Annotated in this window: 8 protein-coding genes; 4 read left to right on the top strand and 4 right to left on the bottom strand. The window is 66.0% G+C overall.

Annotated elements, in window-relative coordinates:
- Positions 1–52: 52 nt before the first annotated feature.
- Complete coding sequence (locus tag J9314_RS11195; RefSeq protein ID WP_210602481.1) at positions 53–1,267, bottom strand: ABC transporter substrate-binding protein; 1,215 nt, start codon at positions 1,265–1,267, stop codon at positions 53–55.
- A gap of 446 nt (positions 1,268–1,713) precedes the next feature.
- Here J9314_RS11195 and J9314_RS11190 point away from each other — a divergent pair, with 446 nt between their 5' ends.
- Positions 1,714–2,457 (top strand): SDR family oxidoreductase, encoded by a 744-nt coding sequence (locus J9314_RS11190; RefSeq protein ID WP_210602480.1) that lies wholly within the window; start codon positions 1,714–1,716, stop codon positions 2,455–2,457.
- Between the two features lie 167 nt (positions 2,458–2,624).
- Entirely contained in the window at positions 2,625–3,824 is a 1,200-nt protein-coding gene (locus tag J9314_RS11185) for an acetyl-CoA C-acyltransferase (RefSeq protein ID WP_210602479.1), read from the top strand.
- A 37-nt stretch (positions 3,825–3,861) separates the two neighbouring features.
- On the opposite strand, the gene J9314_RS11180 is transcribed toward J9314_RS11185, so the two are convergent.
- On the bottom strand, positions 3,862–6,867 hold the full coding sequence (locus tag J9314_RS11180) for an HNH endonuclease signature motif containing protein (protein ID WP_210602478.1): 3,006 nt from the start codon (positions 6,865–6,867) through the stop codon (positions 3,862–3,864).
- A gap of 403 nt (positions 6,868–7,270) precedes the next feature.
- Between J9314_RS11180 and J9314_RS11175 the strand changes: the two genes are divergently transcribed.
- On the top strand, positions 7,271–8,587 hold the full coding sequence (locus tag J9314_RS11175; RefSeq protein WP_210602477.1) for an MATE family efflux transporter: 1,317 nt from the start codon (positions 7,271–7,273) through the stop codon (positions 8,585–8,587).
- On the top strand, positions 8,584–9,405 hold the full coding sequence (locus J9314_RS11170) for a GNAT family N-acetyltransferase (RefSeq protein ID WP_210602476.1): 822 nt from the start codon (positions 8,584–8,586) through the stop codon (positions 9,403–9,405). The genes J9314_RS11175 and J9314_RS11170 overlap by 4 nt, the downstream gene beginning before the upstream one ends.
- A 163-nt stretch (positions 9,406–9,568) precedes the next feature.
- On the opposite strand, the gene J9314_RS19175 is transcribed toward J9314_RS11170, so the two are convergent.
- Positions 9,569–11,035 (bottom strand): M1 family metallopeptidase, encoded by a 1,467-nt coding sequence (locus J9314_RS19175; protein ID WP_246490345.1) that lies wholly within the window; start codon positions 11,033–11,035, stop codon positions 9,569–9,571.
- Entirely contained in the window at positions 10,965–14,978 is a 4,014-nt protein-coding gene (locus J9314_RS11155) for a Pls/PosA family non-ribosomal peptide synthetase (RefSeq protein WP_210602474.1), read from the bottom strand. The genes J9314_RS19175 and J9314_RS11155 overlap by 71 nt, the downstream gene beginning before the upstream one ends.
- Positions 14,979–15,011: the final 33 nt, after the last annotated feature.

Below are 15,011 nucleotides of genomic sequence, written 5' to 3'. Positions count from 1 at the left end.
ATGAGCGGTCGGCATGAGCGGTCGGCACCCTGCCCTTATGTGTGCCGGGGCGTCACTTGGCGTCGGACACCTGGTCGATGGGCACCTTCGTGTACTCGCCGTCATCGTCGAGGTAGGTTGCTTCGAGGTTCGGATTGAGCAGATGGCCCTGGTCGGTGATCTCGTCGGGGAAGCCGTTGACCTTGTACTTGTCATCTACTTCGGGCAGGGCGTCGGAGATGGAGGCTCGGATCTTCTCCGGATCGTCGGTGGATCCCGAAACTTCCATGGCCTTGGCGATGATCGCAATGCCCTGGTAGTTCAGAGCCGTTTCGCTGGTCGGGACCTTCTTGTCTCCGGCCTTGTCTGCGAACTCGTCGATGAAGTCCTTGGTACCCGGATCCTCATACTCCGAGACGGGCAGCACGCCGACCGAATTCGTGAGATTGTCGATCTTCGCCACCGTCGCCATCTCATCGAGCTTCGCCTGGTCCATGACGAGGAAGCTTCCTTCGAAGCCCTGCTTGCGGGCCTCTTCCATGATCAGTGCGGTCGGCTGGGAGGGACCGCCGACGAAGATAGCGTCGGGTTTGTCGGCCAGCGCCTTGGAGACCGGTCCGGCGAAGTCGGAGACAGTGGCGTAGTCGACGCTGTTGTCGCCGCCGACCGAACCTCCGGCTTCCTTCCACGCATCCGTGATCGATTTCGTCCACTGCTGGCCGTATTCGCTCTGCGTTCCCAGCAGTGCGAGCTTCTTCCCGCCGTGTTTCATTCCAGTCTCGGTGAACTCGGCGGCATAGGACTCGAAGTTCGGCGGGATCATCATCGTCAGCGGATTGTCCGACTGCACGATCGCCGGATCGGAGGTGTAGGCGGAGATGAGGAAGTTCGAGCGTCCGCTGTTGATCTGCTGAATCGCTTTGATCGCACCGGCATTGGGGGAGACGACGACCGGGGCTTTGTCCTGATCCGCCAGACGTTGCGCATTGCTTGCCGCAGTCGACGGAGCGTACTTGTCGTCGAGGGACTTCAGCTCGAGGGTGACCGGTTTGCCGTCCACCTCGACGCCGTCATCGTTGAGGTCGTCGACGGCCATCTCAAGACCGATCTTCACATTCTCGCCATAGGCAGCGCCGCCGCCGCTGAGCGGTCCGGTGTAGCCGATGACGACGGTGTCTCCTCCATCGCCGGAGCCTCCGCCGCCGCACGCAGCGATCGTGAAAACGAGGGTGCCGATCGCCGCCGAGGACAGTAGCCTTCGACTGCGGGTTCGCGGGACAGAGTTCATCTTTTCTCCTTTGAAAAGCTCCTGGAGCGAGTCCGCTCCGCACAGTGCCCGAGGTGTCTTCGGTGACCGTTCTCGGAGTCGCCGTCGTGACATGATCAACAGCGACTGACTTGAACCTTTCCAAATCCGATTTGCTAAGTCAATGGTTTTTCAACAGATTTTTGAACGTTCGATAATCTTCTCTGATCAGCTGTCTCTCTGACGTGAATGACGAGGTCGGGGCCTATGGCGACGCGTCTGCTCACTTCTGTGTTCGGCGCTCGCCGGATGATCTGAGGGGATCTGACCACACTTTGAGCAATCAATCGTTCAGTGAGCAGAATGGGCTAGAGTGGTGGCAGTTGCGCAAGAGAGCTCGGTCACACCGGCAGCGAAGAATCGCTGAAGGCGACCGACCGTGCGAGGCGAAACAGTCACCGAAGACCACCATCGTGAGGAGCACGAATATGACTCGGACAGCAATCGTCACCGGCGGCGGACGCGGCATCGGGGCTGCCATCGCCAAGCGCCTCGGCGCCGACGGACTCAAGGTCGCCGTTCTCGACATGGGCCCGACAGACGACACCGTGGCTGCGATCAAGGCCGACGGGGGCGAAGCGATCGGACTCGAGGCCGATGTGTCGAACGAAGAATCGGTCAATGCTGCAGTCAAGGAGGTCGCCGACACCCTGGGTGCTCCCACCGTGTTGGTCAACAACGCCGGGATCCTGCGTGACAACCTCCTGTTCAAGATGACCTACGAGGAGTTCAACAAGGTCCTCTCCGTCCACCTCGGCGGGGCATTCCTCATGGCCAAGGCCGTCCAGTCGTACATGGTCGAGGAGAAGTTCGGGCGCATCATCTCGATGTCCTCGACCTCGGCCCTCGGCAACCGCGGACAGACGAACTACTCGGCAGCGAAGGCCGGTATCCAGGGCATCACGAAGACCTGGGCGATCGAACTCGGCAAGTTCGGCATCACGGCCAATGCGATCGCCCCCGGCTTCATCGAGACCGACATGACCAAGGCGACGGCAGAGCGCGTGGGAATGGGCTTCGACGACTTCGTAGCGGCCGCCGCCAAGGAGATCCCGGTCGCCCGTTCGGGCAAGCCCGAGGACATCGCGCACACTGCGTCCTTCCTCGCCTCGGAAGGCGCCGGATTCGTCTCCGGCCAGGTCATCTACGTCGCCGGCGGTCCGAAGGACTGACCTGGGCTGGTGACCCGCGGGACTGACCTGGGCTGGTGGCCCGCGGGGTTGACCCGGCAGATGCCCTGTCGGGCTGATCTAGACGAAATCAGAGCACGGCGCCCGCACTGAGGGCGTGGTGCAGACAATCAGGACGCGTTGTTCGACTTCATTGAAAGGTTTGACCCATGAGGGAAGCAGTAATCGTTTCGACGGCACGCACGCCGATCGGCAAGGCCTACAGGGGTGCGTTCAACGACACCCAGGCCCAGGAACTGGCGGGGCATGCGGTCAAGCATGCGGTCTCCCGGGCCGGTCTCGAGGGCGGTGAAGTCGAGGACGTCATCCTCGGCGCCGCTCTGCAGCAGGGCAGCCAGGGAACGAACGTGGCCAGGCAGGCCGCCCTGCGTGCCGGACTCCCGGTCACGGTGCCCGGTATGTCGATCGATCGGCAGTGCTCGTCGGGGCTGATGGCCATCGCGACGGCCGCGAAGCAGATCCTCGTCGACGGTCAGGAGATCGCGGTCGGCGGTGGGGTTGAGTCGGTCTCGCTGGTGCAGAACGACAAGATGAACAATTTCCGGGCCAAGGATCCGTGGCTTGAAGAGAACGTTCCCGGGATCTACTATCCGATGCTGGCCACCGCCGAGGTGGTGGCTGAGCGCTATGGCGTCAGCCGAGAAGCGCAGGACGAATATTCGTTGAGCTCACAGCAGCGTACTGCTGCCGCTCAGGAGGCCGGTCGATTCGACGACGAGATCGTGCCCCTGCCGACGACGAAGGTCGTCGTCGACAAGGAGACGAAGGAGACGTCAAGACAGGATGTGGTCCTCGAAGCCGATGAGGGTAACCGCCCCTCGACGACTTTGGAGAGCCTGGCCGGGCTGAACCCGGTCCTCGACCCCGGTGTGGCATCGAAGGTTCCGTCGATCACCGCCGGTAATGCATCGCAGCTCTCTGACGGCGCTTCGGCTTCGGTCCTGATGTCGAGCGAGGAGGCCGGTCGTCGCGGTCTCGAGCCGATGGGCATCTACCGGGGAATGGCGGTTGCCGGCTGCGCTCCGGACGAGATGGGCATCGGGCCGGTCTTCGCCATTCCGAAGCTGCTGAAGACTCATGGTCTGTCGATCGACGATATCGGACTGTGGGAACTCAACGAAGCGTTCGCCGTGCAGGCCCTGTACTGCCGCGATCGTCTCGGGATCGATCCTGAGAAGTACAACGTCGACGGCGGCGGCATCTCGGTGGGCCACCCCTACGGCATGACCGGTGCTCGTCTGGTCGGGCATGCACTGATCGAAGGTCGTCGTCGCGGCGTGAAGTACGTGGTCGTGACGATGTGCATCGGTGGCGGTCAGGGCGCTGCAGGTCTCTTCGAGGTCTGCTGAGTCCGAGGGACTAGTCCGGCCAGTCCCCGCGCTCGGTTCAGAACGGCGGGGGCTCGCCGGAGTCCCAGAACCAGTCGCGGAGTTCGGTAGAGTCCGTGTGCGAGTCGGACGCGTCGACGTAGGCCGCGAATGGGTCGGAGGGAGCCTCGCGCCATCCCGGTTGTCCCTCCGCGGCGGCAGGTTCGGGACACTCCCGTGCCTGCCGCCGCTGGTCGCGGGCAGGGGTCTCTTCGGCCGACGGCGTGTCGTCCGTCGGGAGCTCTGACGCGACTGGGCGGTTTGCCCGTGGCAGGGCACTGCCGAAACGCTCGAGGAACAGGCGCGTGTGCTCGACGTTGAGCGGGTTGTCCGGAGCAATGACTTCGACGGTGACTCCACGACGGAACACGTACTCGAGGTGACCGGGCTCAGTCATCCGGACGTCGAACTTCTTCGCGGTCTTGAGGCTGTGGTGCAGCTTGCACAGACAATGGAGGTTGCCGAAACGAGTCAGTCCTCCCCGGCTCGGGTCGGCGTGGTCGAACGGGTCGATGTGGTCGACTTCCGAGGTTTCGGCGGGCAGGGTGCAGCCGGGGAACGTGCAGGTCACGTACTGTGCGACGAGCGTTTTGCGCACGTTGTTGGGAATGGCGTACGTCTTTGCCTTGGCGTCGATCGGCGTCCCGGTCGCAGGGTCGGTGAGCAGGCGCGTCCACGTGGTGGAGTAGCCCGCGACCCTGCGCGCCATGTCGGCCGGGATCGGTGAACCGTCTGGAAGCATGCCGGCTAGATCGCACACTTCTTCTGACGACAGCTGTTTCGCCGCTGGCGTCGCTGCGTCTGTGTTTGGAGCCAGTGTTGTGGCCGGTGGTGTTGGTGTGGTGGTCGTTGGTGATTCTGTGGGCGTCGGTGGACCGCCGTGCCGGGGCGGTGAGTCTGTGGTGTCCGCGAACGCGGGCGCTGTCGGACGGTCTTCCGCTTCGCCCGCCTGTGCAGCTGCCTGGTCCCCCTCGCCATCCACACGGTTCGTGAACTGGCTGAGCAGGGTGAGCATAGGCACGGTGATGAACGTGCTCGCTTGGTTCGCCAACCAGTACTCGCTGGTGGGCATGTCGAGGAGGAACTCGAAGCTGATTCGGTGACCGCCCTCGCTGCGGATGGTATTTCCGAAAGCATCGACTGCGCCGTCAGCGGCCGCGTCGGTTCCCTCGGCAGCAGGGCGAGCCCCGCTCGCACGCGATCCGATCAACGACGGGAGTGCGTCGCTGATGTCGGTGCGATTGACGCTGTGCTGGCCTCCGCAGTCGGTGGCGGTCGTCGCGTTCCTGGCGTCGGCGTTTGTCGGGTGGCCGGTGGCCTCGTGGCTCGTGTTGCTGCTGAGGATTGCTTCGAGGATCTGTGACTCGAAGGTGCGGTCGGCAGGAGTCGTCGTTCCTGCGGAAGCCGCTGGTGAGCCGGTCGCGGCGGCGACTTCGGCCTCGGCCTCGGCCTCGGCCTCAGCCTCAGCCTCAGCCTCAGGCGCAGTGTCAGGCTCAGGGTCAACCAAGGCCTCAGCTCCAGCTTCAGTCTCATTCGAGACAGACTTCTCCCCTGAAGCCTCGGCGTACCCGGTCTCGTGCAGGTCGTCGAAGACACGTTCAATGTAGTCGAGCAGTGACTCGCCTTCGTGCATGGGCACTCCGTCTGGTCCCGCGAAGAGCCCGTCGAGCGGGAAGTCGGTGCTCGTCGACGCGCCGTCGGCATCATTGGTGCTGATGATGCGCAGCTTCATCTGCGGCCTCGTACGAGTGAGGATGTCGAACATCAGTGCCGAGATGGACTGGTCCTCGTCGAAGCAGTCCCCGGCCTTGAGCTGATCGGAGAACGCGCTGGTGTTGCTCTTGTACACGGCCCGAGCGAACGCATCGAGCCTGCGGAAGCATGCCTGCAGCTCCGGTGCGGGACCGGTCAGGGTGAGGTATGCAGTGCCGTCGTCGCCGGTGGTGAGGTCGACCCGACGACGCAGAGCAACGTTCTTGAGCGTATCTTCGGGAGCCTGGGTCGCGGCGATCTTGAGCGCGAGCGAGCGCTTGAAGGTCTCGATCGTGATGTCTGCGCGCCTCTGAGCGAGGAACCTATCGATGGTCGGCAGGTTCTCGAAGTGGAGGTCACGGCAGGCACGCGTCACGCAGTCGACGTGCTCGATGGTGAAGTCACCGTCGAGACAGCGACGCAGGAACTTCGGCAGTCCGTGAGCGAGCGTCATCGACGCGGTCATGTGCCGCAGGGCATTGCTCGTCGTGGCTCCGAGCAGGCTCGAATACACTCCGGCCTCGGTCGGTTCGAGGTTGCCGCGCAGCCAGGTGAAGAACGTCTGAGTCGGGTCGTAACCTGGGAAATCGGGCAGGGGAGCCGGATTGGAGAGGATCTCTTCGGCCCGCTCGGCGGCGCGACGAAGGAGGCGGCCCGCTGCACGGTTCTTCTTCTGACCCTTGCCTTTGGCGAACGTCGTGCCGGTCTCGGCCTCGACCTGCGTCTTGGCTTCTGCCCATGCCGCTGCCTCAGCAGCAGTGAGGGCCGCGACCGACGTGGGCGGGAAACGGTCGGAGGTCGCTTCTGTGGCGGACGCGTCGTCAGACCCGGCGGTCGAATCGGCGCGTTCAGCCGCTGCCAGACCGTCGGTGCCTGCGACACCGCTGGAACCTGCGCCGTCCGCTTCGCTGCTGCCGGCCTCATCGGGTTCCTTCGCGTCGGCGGACGCATCGTTTCCGGTCTCCCGGTGGCGGGCAACGGTCTCGGTGAACGACGCGAACTCGTAGACGTCGTCGAGCTGCGCGCCGGTGAGCCCGAGGACGTAGGCGACATCCTGGACGACGACCTTGCTGGTGGCGACGAGCGAGTTGACCTGGGCGATGCTGCTCTCTGCGTAGGCATGGAGCAGGTCGACGAGTTCATAGTCTTCGGCGACTTCGAGCCGGCGACCGTGTGCGCGACGGTGCTCGGACAGCGTCGCGAAGTCCGCGTCGGCCGGGGGAGCAGACGGCAGGTTCGATGCCGAGCTGCTGCTGTCGCCGATGTTCTTCATCGGTACTTCCCCCTCTCCACGTCGGTGTGGAAGTCGGCCATCTGGATCGGTGCCTATCTCAATGATAGGAGCGCTGTATCGCAATTAACATCACAATACGATTACAAATAGAACAGCAGATAAAATCCGGACGATCAAATCTCTTCTACGAACTTTCCGCCTGTCCATGATCGATTTGTTCCTCAACCGTATCGATCGCCACTGACACGAGATCGGCGCGCGCTTCACCACCAATTCACCGTGCACCCCACCATTCACCCGCTGCTGACTCCACCGCCCTCCCCACCACCCGCCCCACTGAGCACGTGCCGGGCACGTCACCGGGCACGTCACCAGGTGCGCCGTCGGGCACGTCGCCGAGCACGCCGGAAGTCGTGTCCGCCCCGTTCGTTAGAATCGGGGTGTGGCAGCGATCGACAAAGACATTCTCCGTTTGGCACTTCCGGCCCTCGGAGCACTGATCGCCGAACCCGTTTTCCTGCTCACCGACACGGCCATGGTCGGCCACCTCGGCGCGCATGCCCTGGGATCGCTCGCGATCGCATCGACGATCCTGCAGACGGTACTGGGGCTGATGATCTTCCTCGCCTACGCCACGACCCCACGAGTTGCGAAACGCATCGGATCCGGCGACCGGGCGGGTGCGATCACGGCCGGATTCGACGGGATCTGGCTCGCGCTGGGCACCTCGGTGCTGCTCATCATCATCGGCCTGCCCCTGCTCAACACTGCGATCGCGGCCTTCGACCCGGGGCCGGGGATCACCGAGGGTGCACACGCCTACCTGGCCATCTCGTGGTGGGGGCTGCCGTTCATGCTCATGGTCATCGCCGCCACCGGGCTGCTGCGCGGCCTCCAGGATACGAAGACGCCGCTGATCGTCGCCGCCGTCGGATGTGTGGCGAATATCGGACTCAACGCGATCTTCATCTACGGACTCGACATGGGCGTGGCCGGATCCGCGATGGGAACCGTGATCGCCCAGGCCGGCATGTGCGCGGTCTACCTCACCATCTCCGTGCGTGCCGCAAAGAGACTGCATGCCAGTGTCCGTCCCGACTGGTCGGGCGTCTTCACCTCGGCGAAGACCTCGGGGTGGCTGCTCGTGCGCAACGCCTCACTGCGTGCGGCGCTCATCATCCTCGTGTTCATCGCGACCTCACTGGGCACGACCGATCTCGCCGCGATCCAGGTCGCACAGAGCCTGTTCTTTGCGCTCGCTCTCGCCTTGGATTCCCTGGCCATCGCAGGTCAGGCGATGATCGGACTCGAACTGGGCGCGCGGAACATCGACGCCGTGGCCGCGATCAACCGACGTCTGTGCCTGTGGGGGATCGTCTTCGGCATCGTCGTCGGCATCGTCCTGTTCGCCGGGTCCGGAACCATCCCGCGTGCCTTCGCCTCCGAGCCCGCGGTCATCGATGCGCTCAGCACACTCCTGCCGGTGCTCGCGCTGAGCATGCCGATCGCCGGCTACGTCTTCGTCCTCGACGGGGTCCTGATGGGAGCCGAGGACGCCCGCTACCTCGCTCTGGCACAATTGGTCGCTGTGGTCGGGTACGCGATCCTGCTCATCCCGATCGTCTCGATCTGGCCGGGAGCACCGGGGCTCTGGGCCGGTTTCTGCATCGGATTCGTCGGATTCCGAGCGCTGACCCTGGGCTGGCGAGTCCGCAACCGGGCGTGGATCGATCGCGCCGTCGAGAAAGGAATCTCATGAACGCTGAGCCGAATCACGGTGCACCTGAAGCGTCCGAGGCTGATGACTCCCGCGCCGAGGCTGGGGCCGGGGCCGCGGATTCCGTGTCCTCCCTGCGCGGGCGGATCCGTCCTCTGCCGGCCGGGACCGATGACGAGATCTTTCTGCCGTTCCTCGACCTGTGCTTCAACTGGTCGATGGACAGACCGCGCATCGAGATCGACGAGCTCCGCAACCGCAGTGATGCCGCCTTCTACTATCGCGACTGGGGGCGGGACGGCGACATCGCGGTGGCCGCCCATGCTGAGGCCGATCCCGAATCGCCGATCGTCGGGCTGGCGTGGGTGCGGCTGGCCGACATCGCCGACGTCGTGGGCAAGGCCGATGATCGTGTCGGCGGCGACTTCGCCGCAGCATTGGGCAAGATCGGCGCCGAGGTGGTCCGCAGCGAGGTCGTTCCCGACCGGGAATCCGGTGGCTGGGAGCTAGCCGACGGGAACAAGCGCGATGACCAGTCCGACGATCACGAATCGACCGCGAACCTGTCGTCGACCGCGAACCTGGCCACGTCTGAAGACGGTGCGCCGTTCACCGGCTACGGCTGGGTCGCCGCGGACATCCCCGAACTCTCGATCGCGGTGCTGCCTGATCATCAGGGCCAGGGGATCGGCGGGGCGCTCGTCGACACCGTGTGTGCGCTCGCGCGAATGAGCGGCTTCCCGGCCGTGAGCCTGTCCGTGTCGGACGGCAACGGGGCAGCGAAGCTCTACACCGACCACGGCTTCGTCTCCGTGGGACGCAGCGGGGACTCCGACGTCCTCGTCCGCCGCCTCGGCTGAGCTGAACACCCCGGCTCGGGAACCCACCGCGGCGACACGTCGGCGATCGGCCTGCAGACCTACATCCATGCCCGGTTCGTTGGCCAGCAACCAGTGCAGGAATCGGCGACACGAACCGGTCCGATGCCACCGACCGGGCCCGTGCAGCCGGCCCGCAAATCCCCTACGGCAGCGGCGGGAGTTCGAGCTCGTCGAGCCAGGGACGGACCACCTCGGCGATATCGCGTCCGGCCACCTGGGAGACGCAGGCGATGAAGTCCTCGGTGCTCACCGATGAATGGCGGTGCTTCGTCGTCCACTCACCGAGGCTCGCGAAGAAGTCGGCATCTCCGATCTCCCGGCGCAGGGCGTGCAGGCACAGCGCCCCGCGCTTGTACACGCGATCGTCGAACATGTCGGGTCCGCCCGGATCACCGAGCAGGATATCCTGCGGCTGAGCGGCCAGATCCTCCCACCATTCCTCGGCACGTTCGTGCGCGGTCGCCCGACCCGACTCCTCCGACCACAGCCACTCGGCGTAGCAGGCGAAGCCTTCATTGAGCCAGATGTCCTGCCACCGCGACGGGGTCAGCGAATTGCCGAACCACTGGTGAGCCATCTCGTGGGCGACGAGGCGCTCGGCCTCCCAGTCGTTGCCCAGATGATTGGGACCGAGCACGGACAGCGGCTGCGACTCGAGGGGGATCTCGAGCTCATCATCGGTCACGACCACGTCGTAGACATCGAACGGATACGGTCCGAAACGGTCGATGAACAGGTTCATCATCCCGTGCTGCACGCCGAGCCGGCCCAGCGCCGCATCCCAATGATCGTCGGCATAGAGTCCGAGCGGGACCGGAGACTCGGCCGGCTCATCTTTGCCGGCACCCTTCAACGCACTCGCCACGGCGTCCTTGGCCGAACCCGCAACAGCATCCTTCGCGGCACCGAGCACCGCGGCTCCGACCCCCGAACCCCCCGAACTCACGGGAATCGCGCCGTTGCGGTACCGGCCGATCTGCACCGTGGCCAGATACGTCGCCAGGGGAGTCGTCGACTCATATGTCCACTGTGTGCGGCCGGCCTTGCGCACCTTCTCCGTCAGTGCGCCGTTGGACACGACCGTGTACTCGCTCTCGACGAGCACCCTGATGCGGTACTTCGCCTTGTTCGAGGGGTGATCATTGCACGGGAACCACGTCGACGCCCCGACCGGCTGGCCGGCCACGAGCACCCCGTCCTCGAGCTCCTCCCACCCGATGTCGCCCCACGTGCCGATCGCCGGCTGCGGATTGCCCGCATAGCTGATGTCGATGCGCACAGGCTGGTCCTTGCTCAGCTGCGACGTCGTCAGCCGCAGCTTCTTCCCCCGGGCCGAGAACCGGACCTTCGTCCCGTTGACGCTGGCCTTGCTCACCCGCAGCCCCGTGAGGTCGAGGACGATCGACTTCGTCTCGGTCAGCACCCGACCGGTGAGCACCGCTCTGCCCGAGAGCCGGTTCGGCCCGATCCGATAGTCGAGATCGAGGTCGTAGTGGTCGATGCTCAGATCGGCGCTGCCGACTCCGGGCGTGTAGGGATCAAGCGTGTGACCGCTGTGGGACAGCATCGTCGCGCCCTTCGTGCTCGAGTGTGGGAAGTTCTGGGGCATCCACCCAGGGTATGACAGGATTCCCGCTGAAATACGCATGTGCCGGGACGTATTCTCCGCGCATGACCAACGAGGTGGCCCCGACCGTCGCGTTCTCGCCCAGTGTCGAAGCGGGCAGGACGACGCTGTTGGGTCCCAGCGTGGCGCCGGGTTCGAGCTCGACGTCATCGAGGCTCATCACCCGATCGTGGAAGAGGTGCGTCTGCACGACGCAGCCGCGATTGATCGTCGAATTGTCGCCGAGGCGGACGAGGTCGGTCTCCGGCAGCCAGTAGCTCTCACACCACACGCCGTGCCCGATCCTCGCCCCCATCGCCCGCAGATACCACACGGTCGCGGGTGTTCCCACAGCGTTGCGGGTGAACCACGGAGCAGCCACGAGCTCGACGAAGCAGTCGGCGACCTCGTTGCGCCAGATGAACGACGACCACAGCGGATGCTCCCCGGCGGAGATGCGACCGACGAGGATCCACTTCGCGGCCACGGCCAGTCCCGCCGCCACCGCACCCGCGGCCATCATCACGACCCCCGAGGTGAGCAGGGCGAGGGCGACCGAGGCGACGAATCCCGTGGCCTGCGCCGCCACCCCGCCGGGCAGACCGAGCAGGAACCAGATCGTGAGCACGACCGCCGTGATGAGGACACCGCCGGCAATCACCGAGGTGATCCGCAGCGTCTCCCAGAACCCGCGGGCCGCCTTCACTCCGACGGTCGGGGCATAGGTCAGCGACTCATCGGATTCGACGGCGGCACGACGCAGCTGCACCGGGGGAGACCCGAGCCACGACGAGCCCTTCTTCGCCTTCGCCGGGGCCGCCGACAGGACGGCGACCAAGGCGTTCTTCGGCACCCTCCGACCCTGCGAGGCGATGCCCGAGTTGCCGAGGAACGCGCGTTTGCCGACCTTCGCACGACCGGCCCGCATCCATCCGTGTCCGAGTTCGTAGCTGGCGACCATGGTGTCATCGGCGAGGAAGGCCCCGGCAGCGATCGTCGTCATTCTCGGCACGAACACGACCGTCGAGATCTCCGTGCCCGGCCCCACCTTCGCCCCGAGCAGCCGCAGCCAAGTCGGGGTGAGCATCGAGGCATAGAGCGGGAAGAGCAGGTCACGTGCCAGGTCGAGCAGCCGCTCAGTCGCCCACACCCGATACCCGCGGGCCGAGCGGACGGGGAACTCTCCCTCCTCCATCCCGATCGCGAGGATCCGGACGGAGGCGAGGATGAGCAGCGCCGTGATGATGAACCACAGGCACGCCAGCGCCGGCGACCACGCCAGGAGCAGCCACGGCGACTCGAGGACCTCAACACCCGATACGCCGAGCATGAGTGCGAGCCCCGGAATCACCGCCAGGTAGGGAAGCGCCGCGTTGAGCTGGGAGCCGGCGGCATAGAACAGGAACGGCAGGCGTCGCCTCGGCGGGGGATCTGGCCACGCCTTCTTCGCCTTCCCGACCCGCACGGCCGGGGAACCCGAATAGATCTGGTTCTTCCTCACCGACCCGGTCACCGCTGAGCCGGCTTCGACGAGGGCCCCGGTCCCCACCTCGGCGCCGGGCATGAGCGTCGAGCGTGCACCCACGGTGGCGCCGCTGCGGATGTCGATGCGGCCGATGCGCAGCAGATCCCCATCGACCCACCAGCCCTTGAGGTCGACCTCGGGTTCGACGGCGGCCCCTTCGCCGAGGGTGAGGAAACCGGTCACCGGCGGTGCCGAATGCAGGTCGGCATCGGCCCCGATCCGATTGCCCAGCAGCTTCGCATACCAGGTCACCCAGGGTGCGCTCGCCACCGAGACGGCCGCGGCGAGGTCGGCGATGTGCTCGGCCAGCCACAGCCGCTTGTGCACCCACCCCGACCGCGGATAGTCACCGGGTCGGATGCCGGTCATGAGCAGCCGCGCGGCTCCTGCCGCGATGAGCATCCGTCCCCACGCGGTGACGAAGAGAAGGAAGAGGACGATGACGACCGGCCACGGCGTGAACGGCAGATCCGCACCCAGACCGACGCCGAGGTTGGCCGCGAGCATCGCGAGCACGACCCAGCGGACCCCGCCGAGGATGTGCACCGGAACCCCGAGCAGGACCTGGAAGATCTGCATCCCCCGTGAGGTGCGTCCGATCGTGCGTCTGGGTCCCGTGGGGCCGATCCCCGATCCTTCCTCGCCGAGGCAGAGCCGGGCCAGAGCGGTAAAGCGCGGGTGTGCGTAGATGTCGCCGACGGTGACGCTGGGGTGGCGGGTGCGCAGGCGGGAGACCAGCTGGGCGGCGGCAAGCGATCCGCCGCCCGCGGTGAAGAAGTCCGTGTCGCTGCCGGGCCGGGCACCGAGGACGGCGGCCCACTGCTGTGCGACCCAGTCGGTGTCCTCATCGAAGGTCTCTTCGGTTCCGGCTGACTCATCGCCGTCGTCGAGTGGCCAGGGCAGTGCGTTGCGGTCGACCTTGCCCGAGGTCTTCGTCGGCAGTTCGTCGACGAGGGCGAGCCGGGGCACGAGAGCGGCTGGAAGCTCCTCGCGCAGCCGAGCCTCCCAACCGGGGATGTCGGATTCGCCGGCGTCGGCTCCGATACTGACTCCGGCTCCGGGCCCAGTACCATCACCGGCACTGCCCGAGCCACCGAGGGCGAGGTAGCCGATGAGGATGTCCGTGCCCGCCGGAGTCGTCTTCACCGCGGCCGCGGCCCCTTCGACGCCGGGCAGCGCCTGCAGAGCGGCATCGATCTCACCGAGTTCGATGCGTCGGCCCCCGAGCTTGATCTGCTCATCGGCACGGCCGACGAAGACCAGCCCCTCGGGGTCGTTGACCACGAGGTCTCCGGACCGGTAGGCCCGCTCCCAGCCGAGAGTGGGCATGGGAGCGAACTTCTCGGCATCCTTGGCCGGGTCGAGATAGCGGGCCAGCCCGACCCCGCCGATGATGAGCTCTCCGGTCTCGCCTTCGGACACGGGAACACCATCGACATCGACGACGGCCAGAGCCCAACCCGTCAGCGGCAACCCGATGCGCACCGGGTCGGAACCGTCGAGCATGGCCGCGCACGCGACGACGGTGGCCTCGGTGGGCCCGTACGTGTTCCACACCTCACGGTCATCATCGCTCAGCCTCCGGCCAAGCTCCGGGGGACAGGCCTCGCCGCCGAAGATGAGCAGCCGGACGTTGGCGAGACTCTCGGCCGGCCACAGGGCGGCCAGGGTCGGCACGGTCGAGACGACGGTGATCTGCCGTGAGGACAGCCACGGCCCCAGATCCATTCCGGACTTCACGAGGGCGCGTGGGGCGGGCACGAGGCAGGCACCGCTGCGCCACGCCAGCCACATCTCCTCGCAGCTGGCGTCGAAGGCCACGGACAGGCCCGCGAGCACCCGGTCCCCGGGGCCCAGCGGTTCCGGCCGGCAGAACAGAGCAGCCTCGGCGTCGACGAAGGCCGCGGCGCTGCGATGGGTCACGGCCACACCCTTCGGGGTGCCGGTCGAACCGGAGGTGAAGATCACCCAGCAGTCGTCGTCGGGTGTGGGCGAACGCAGTTCGGAGCGCTCCAGCGGTCCGCGGTCGTTCCGGGATTCGATGCGGGACCCGGCGGTGATGACTCCGGTCACGGCCGCCTCGGTGAATACGGTGCGGGCCCGCTCATCGGGATCGTCGACATCGACGGGAACGTACGCGGCGCCGAGCATGAGGGTGGCGAGGATCGCCAGGTACAGATCGACCGAGCCCGAGGGAACACGGATGCCGACCTTGTCACCGGGACCGATGCCGGCCTCGGCCATGTGCAGGGCGAGGTCGCGGATGGCGATGACGAGCTCGCGATAGCTGAGCACGCGGGTGCCGTCGTCGAGGGCGGGCTGATCGGGATGATCGCCGGCGGTCTGCAAGAGGACGTCGATGAGGGTGCGGTCCTCACGAGGTCGAGGGGGTGCTGGGAACTGCGGTGCGTAGTCTCTCACGTGTCTTCCGGGTCGATCGGGAACAGTCCGCGG

It is taken from the genome of Brevibacterium oceani, from assembly GCF_017948325.1.
Classification (GTDB): domain Bacteria; phylum Actinomycetota; class Actinomycetes; order Actinomycetales; family Brevibacteriaceae; genus Brevibacterium; species Brevibacterium oceani.
This window is presented reverse-complemented; position numbering and strand designations above follow the sequence as displayed.

Bases quoted from the DNA above. Each gene is read 5' to 3' on its own strand.
- J9314_RS11195 (WP_210602481.1), bottom strand. From the start codon at position 1,267: ATGAACTCTGTCCCGCGAACCCGCAGTCGAAGGCTACTGTCCTCGGCG.
- J9314_RS11190 (WP_210602480.1), top strand. From the start codon at position 1,714: ATGACTCGGACAGCAATCGTCACCGGCGGCGGACGCGGCATCGGGGCT.
- J9314_RS11185 (WP_210602479.1), top strand. From the start codon at position 2,625: ATGAGGGAAGCAGTAATCGTTTCGACGGCACGCACGCCGATCGGCAAG.
- J9314_RS11180 (WP_210602478.1), bottom strand. From the start codon at position 6,867: ATGAAGAACATCGGCGACAGCAGCAGCTCGGCATCGAACCTGCCGTCT.
- J9314_RS11170 (WP_210602476.1), top strand. From the start codon at position 8,584: ATGAACGCTGAGCCGAATCACGGTGCACCTGAAGCGTCCGAGGCTGAT.
- J9314_RS19175 (WP_246490345.1), bottom strand. From the start codon at position 11,035: ATGCCCCAGAACTTCCCACACTCGAGCACGAAGGGCGCGACGATGCTG.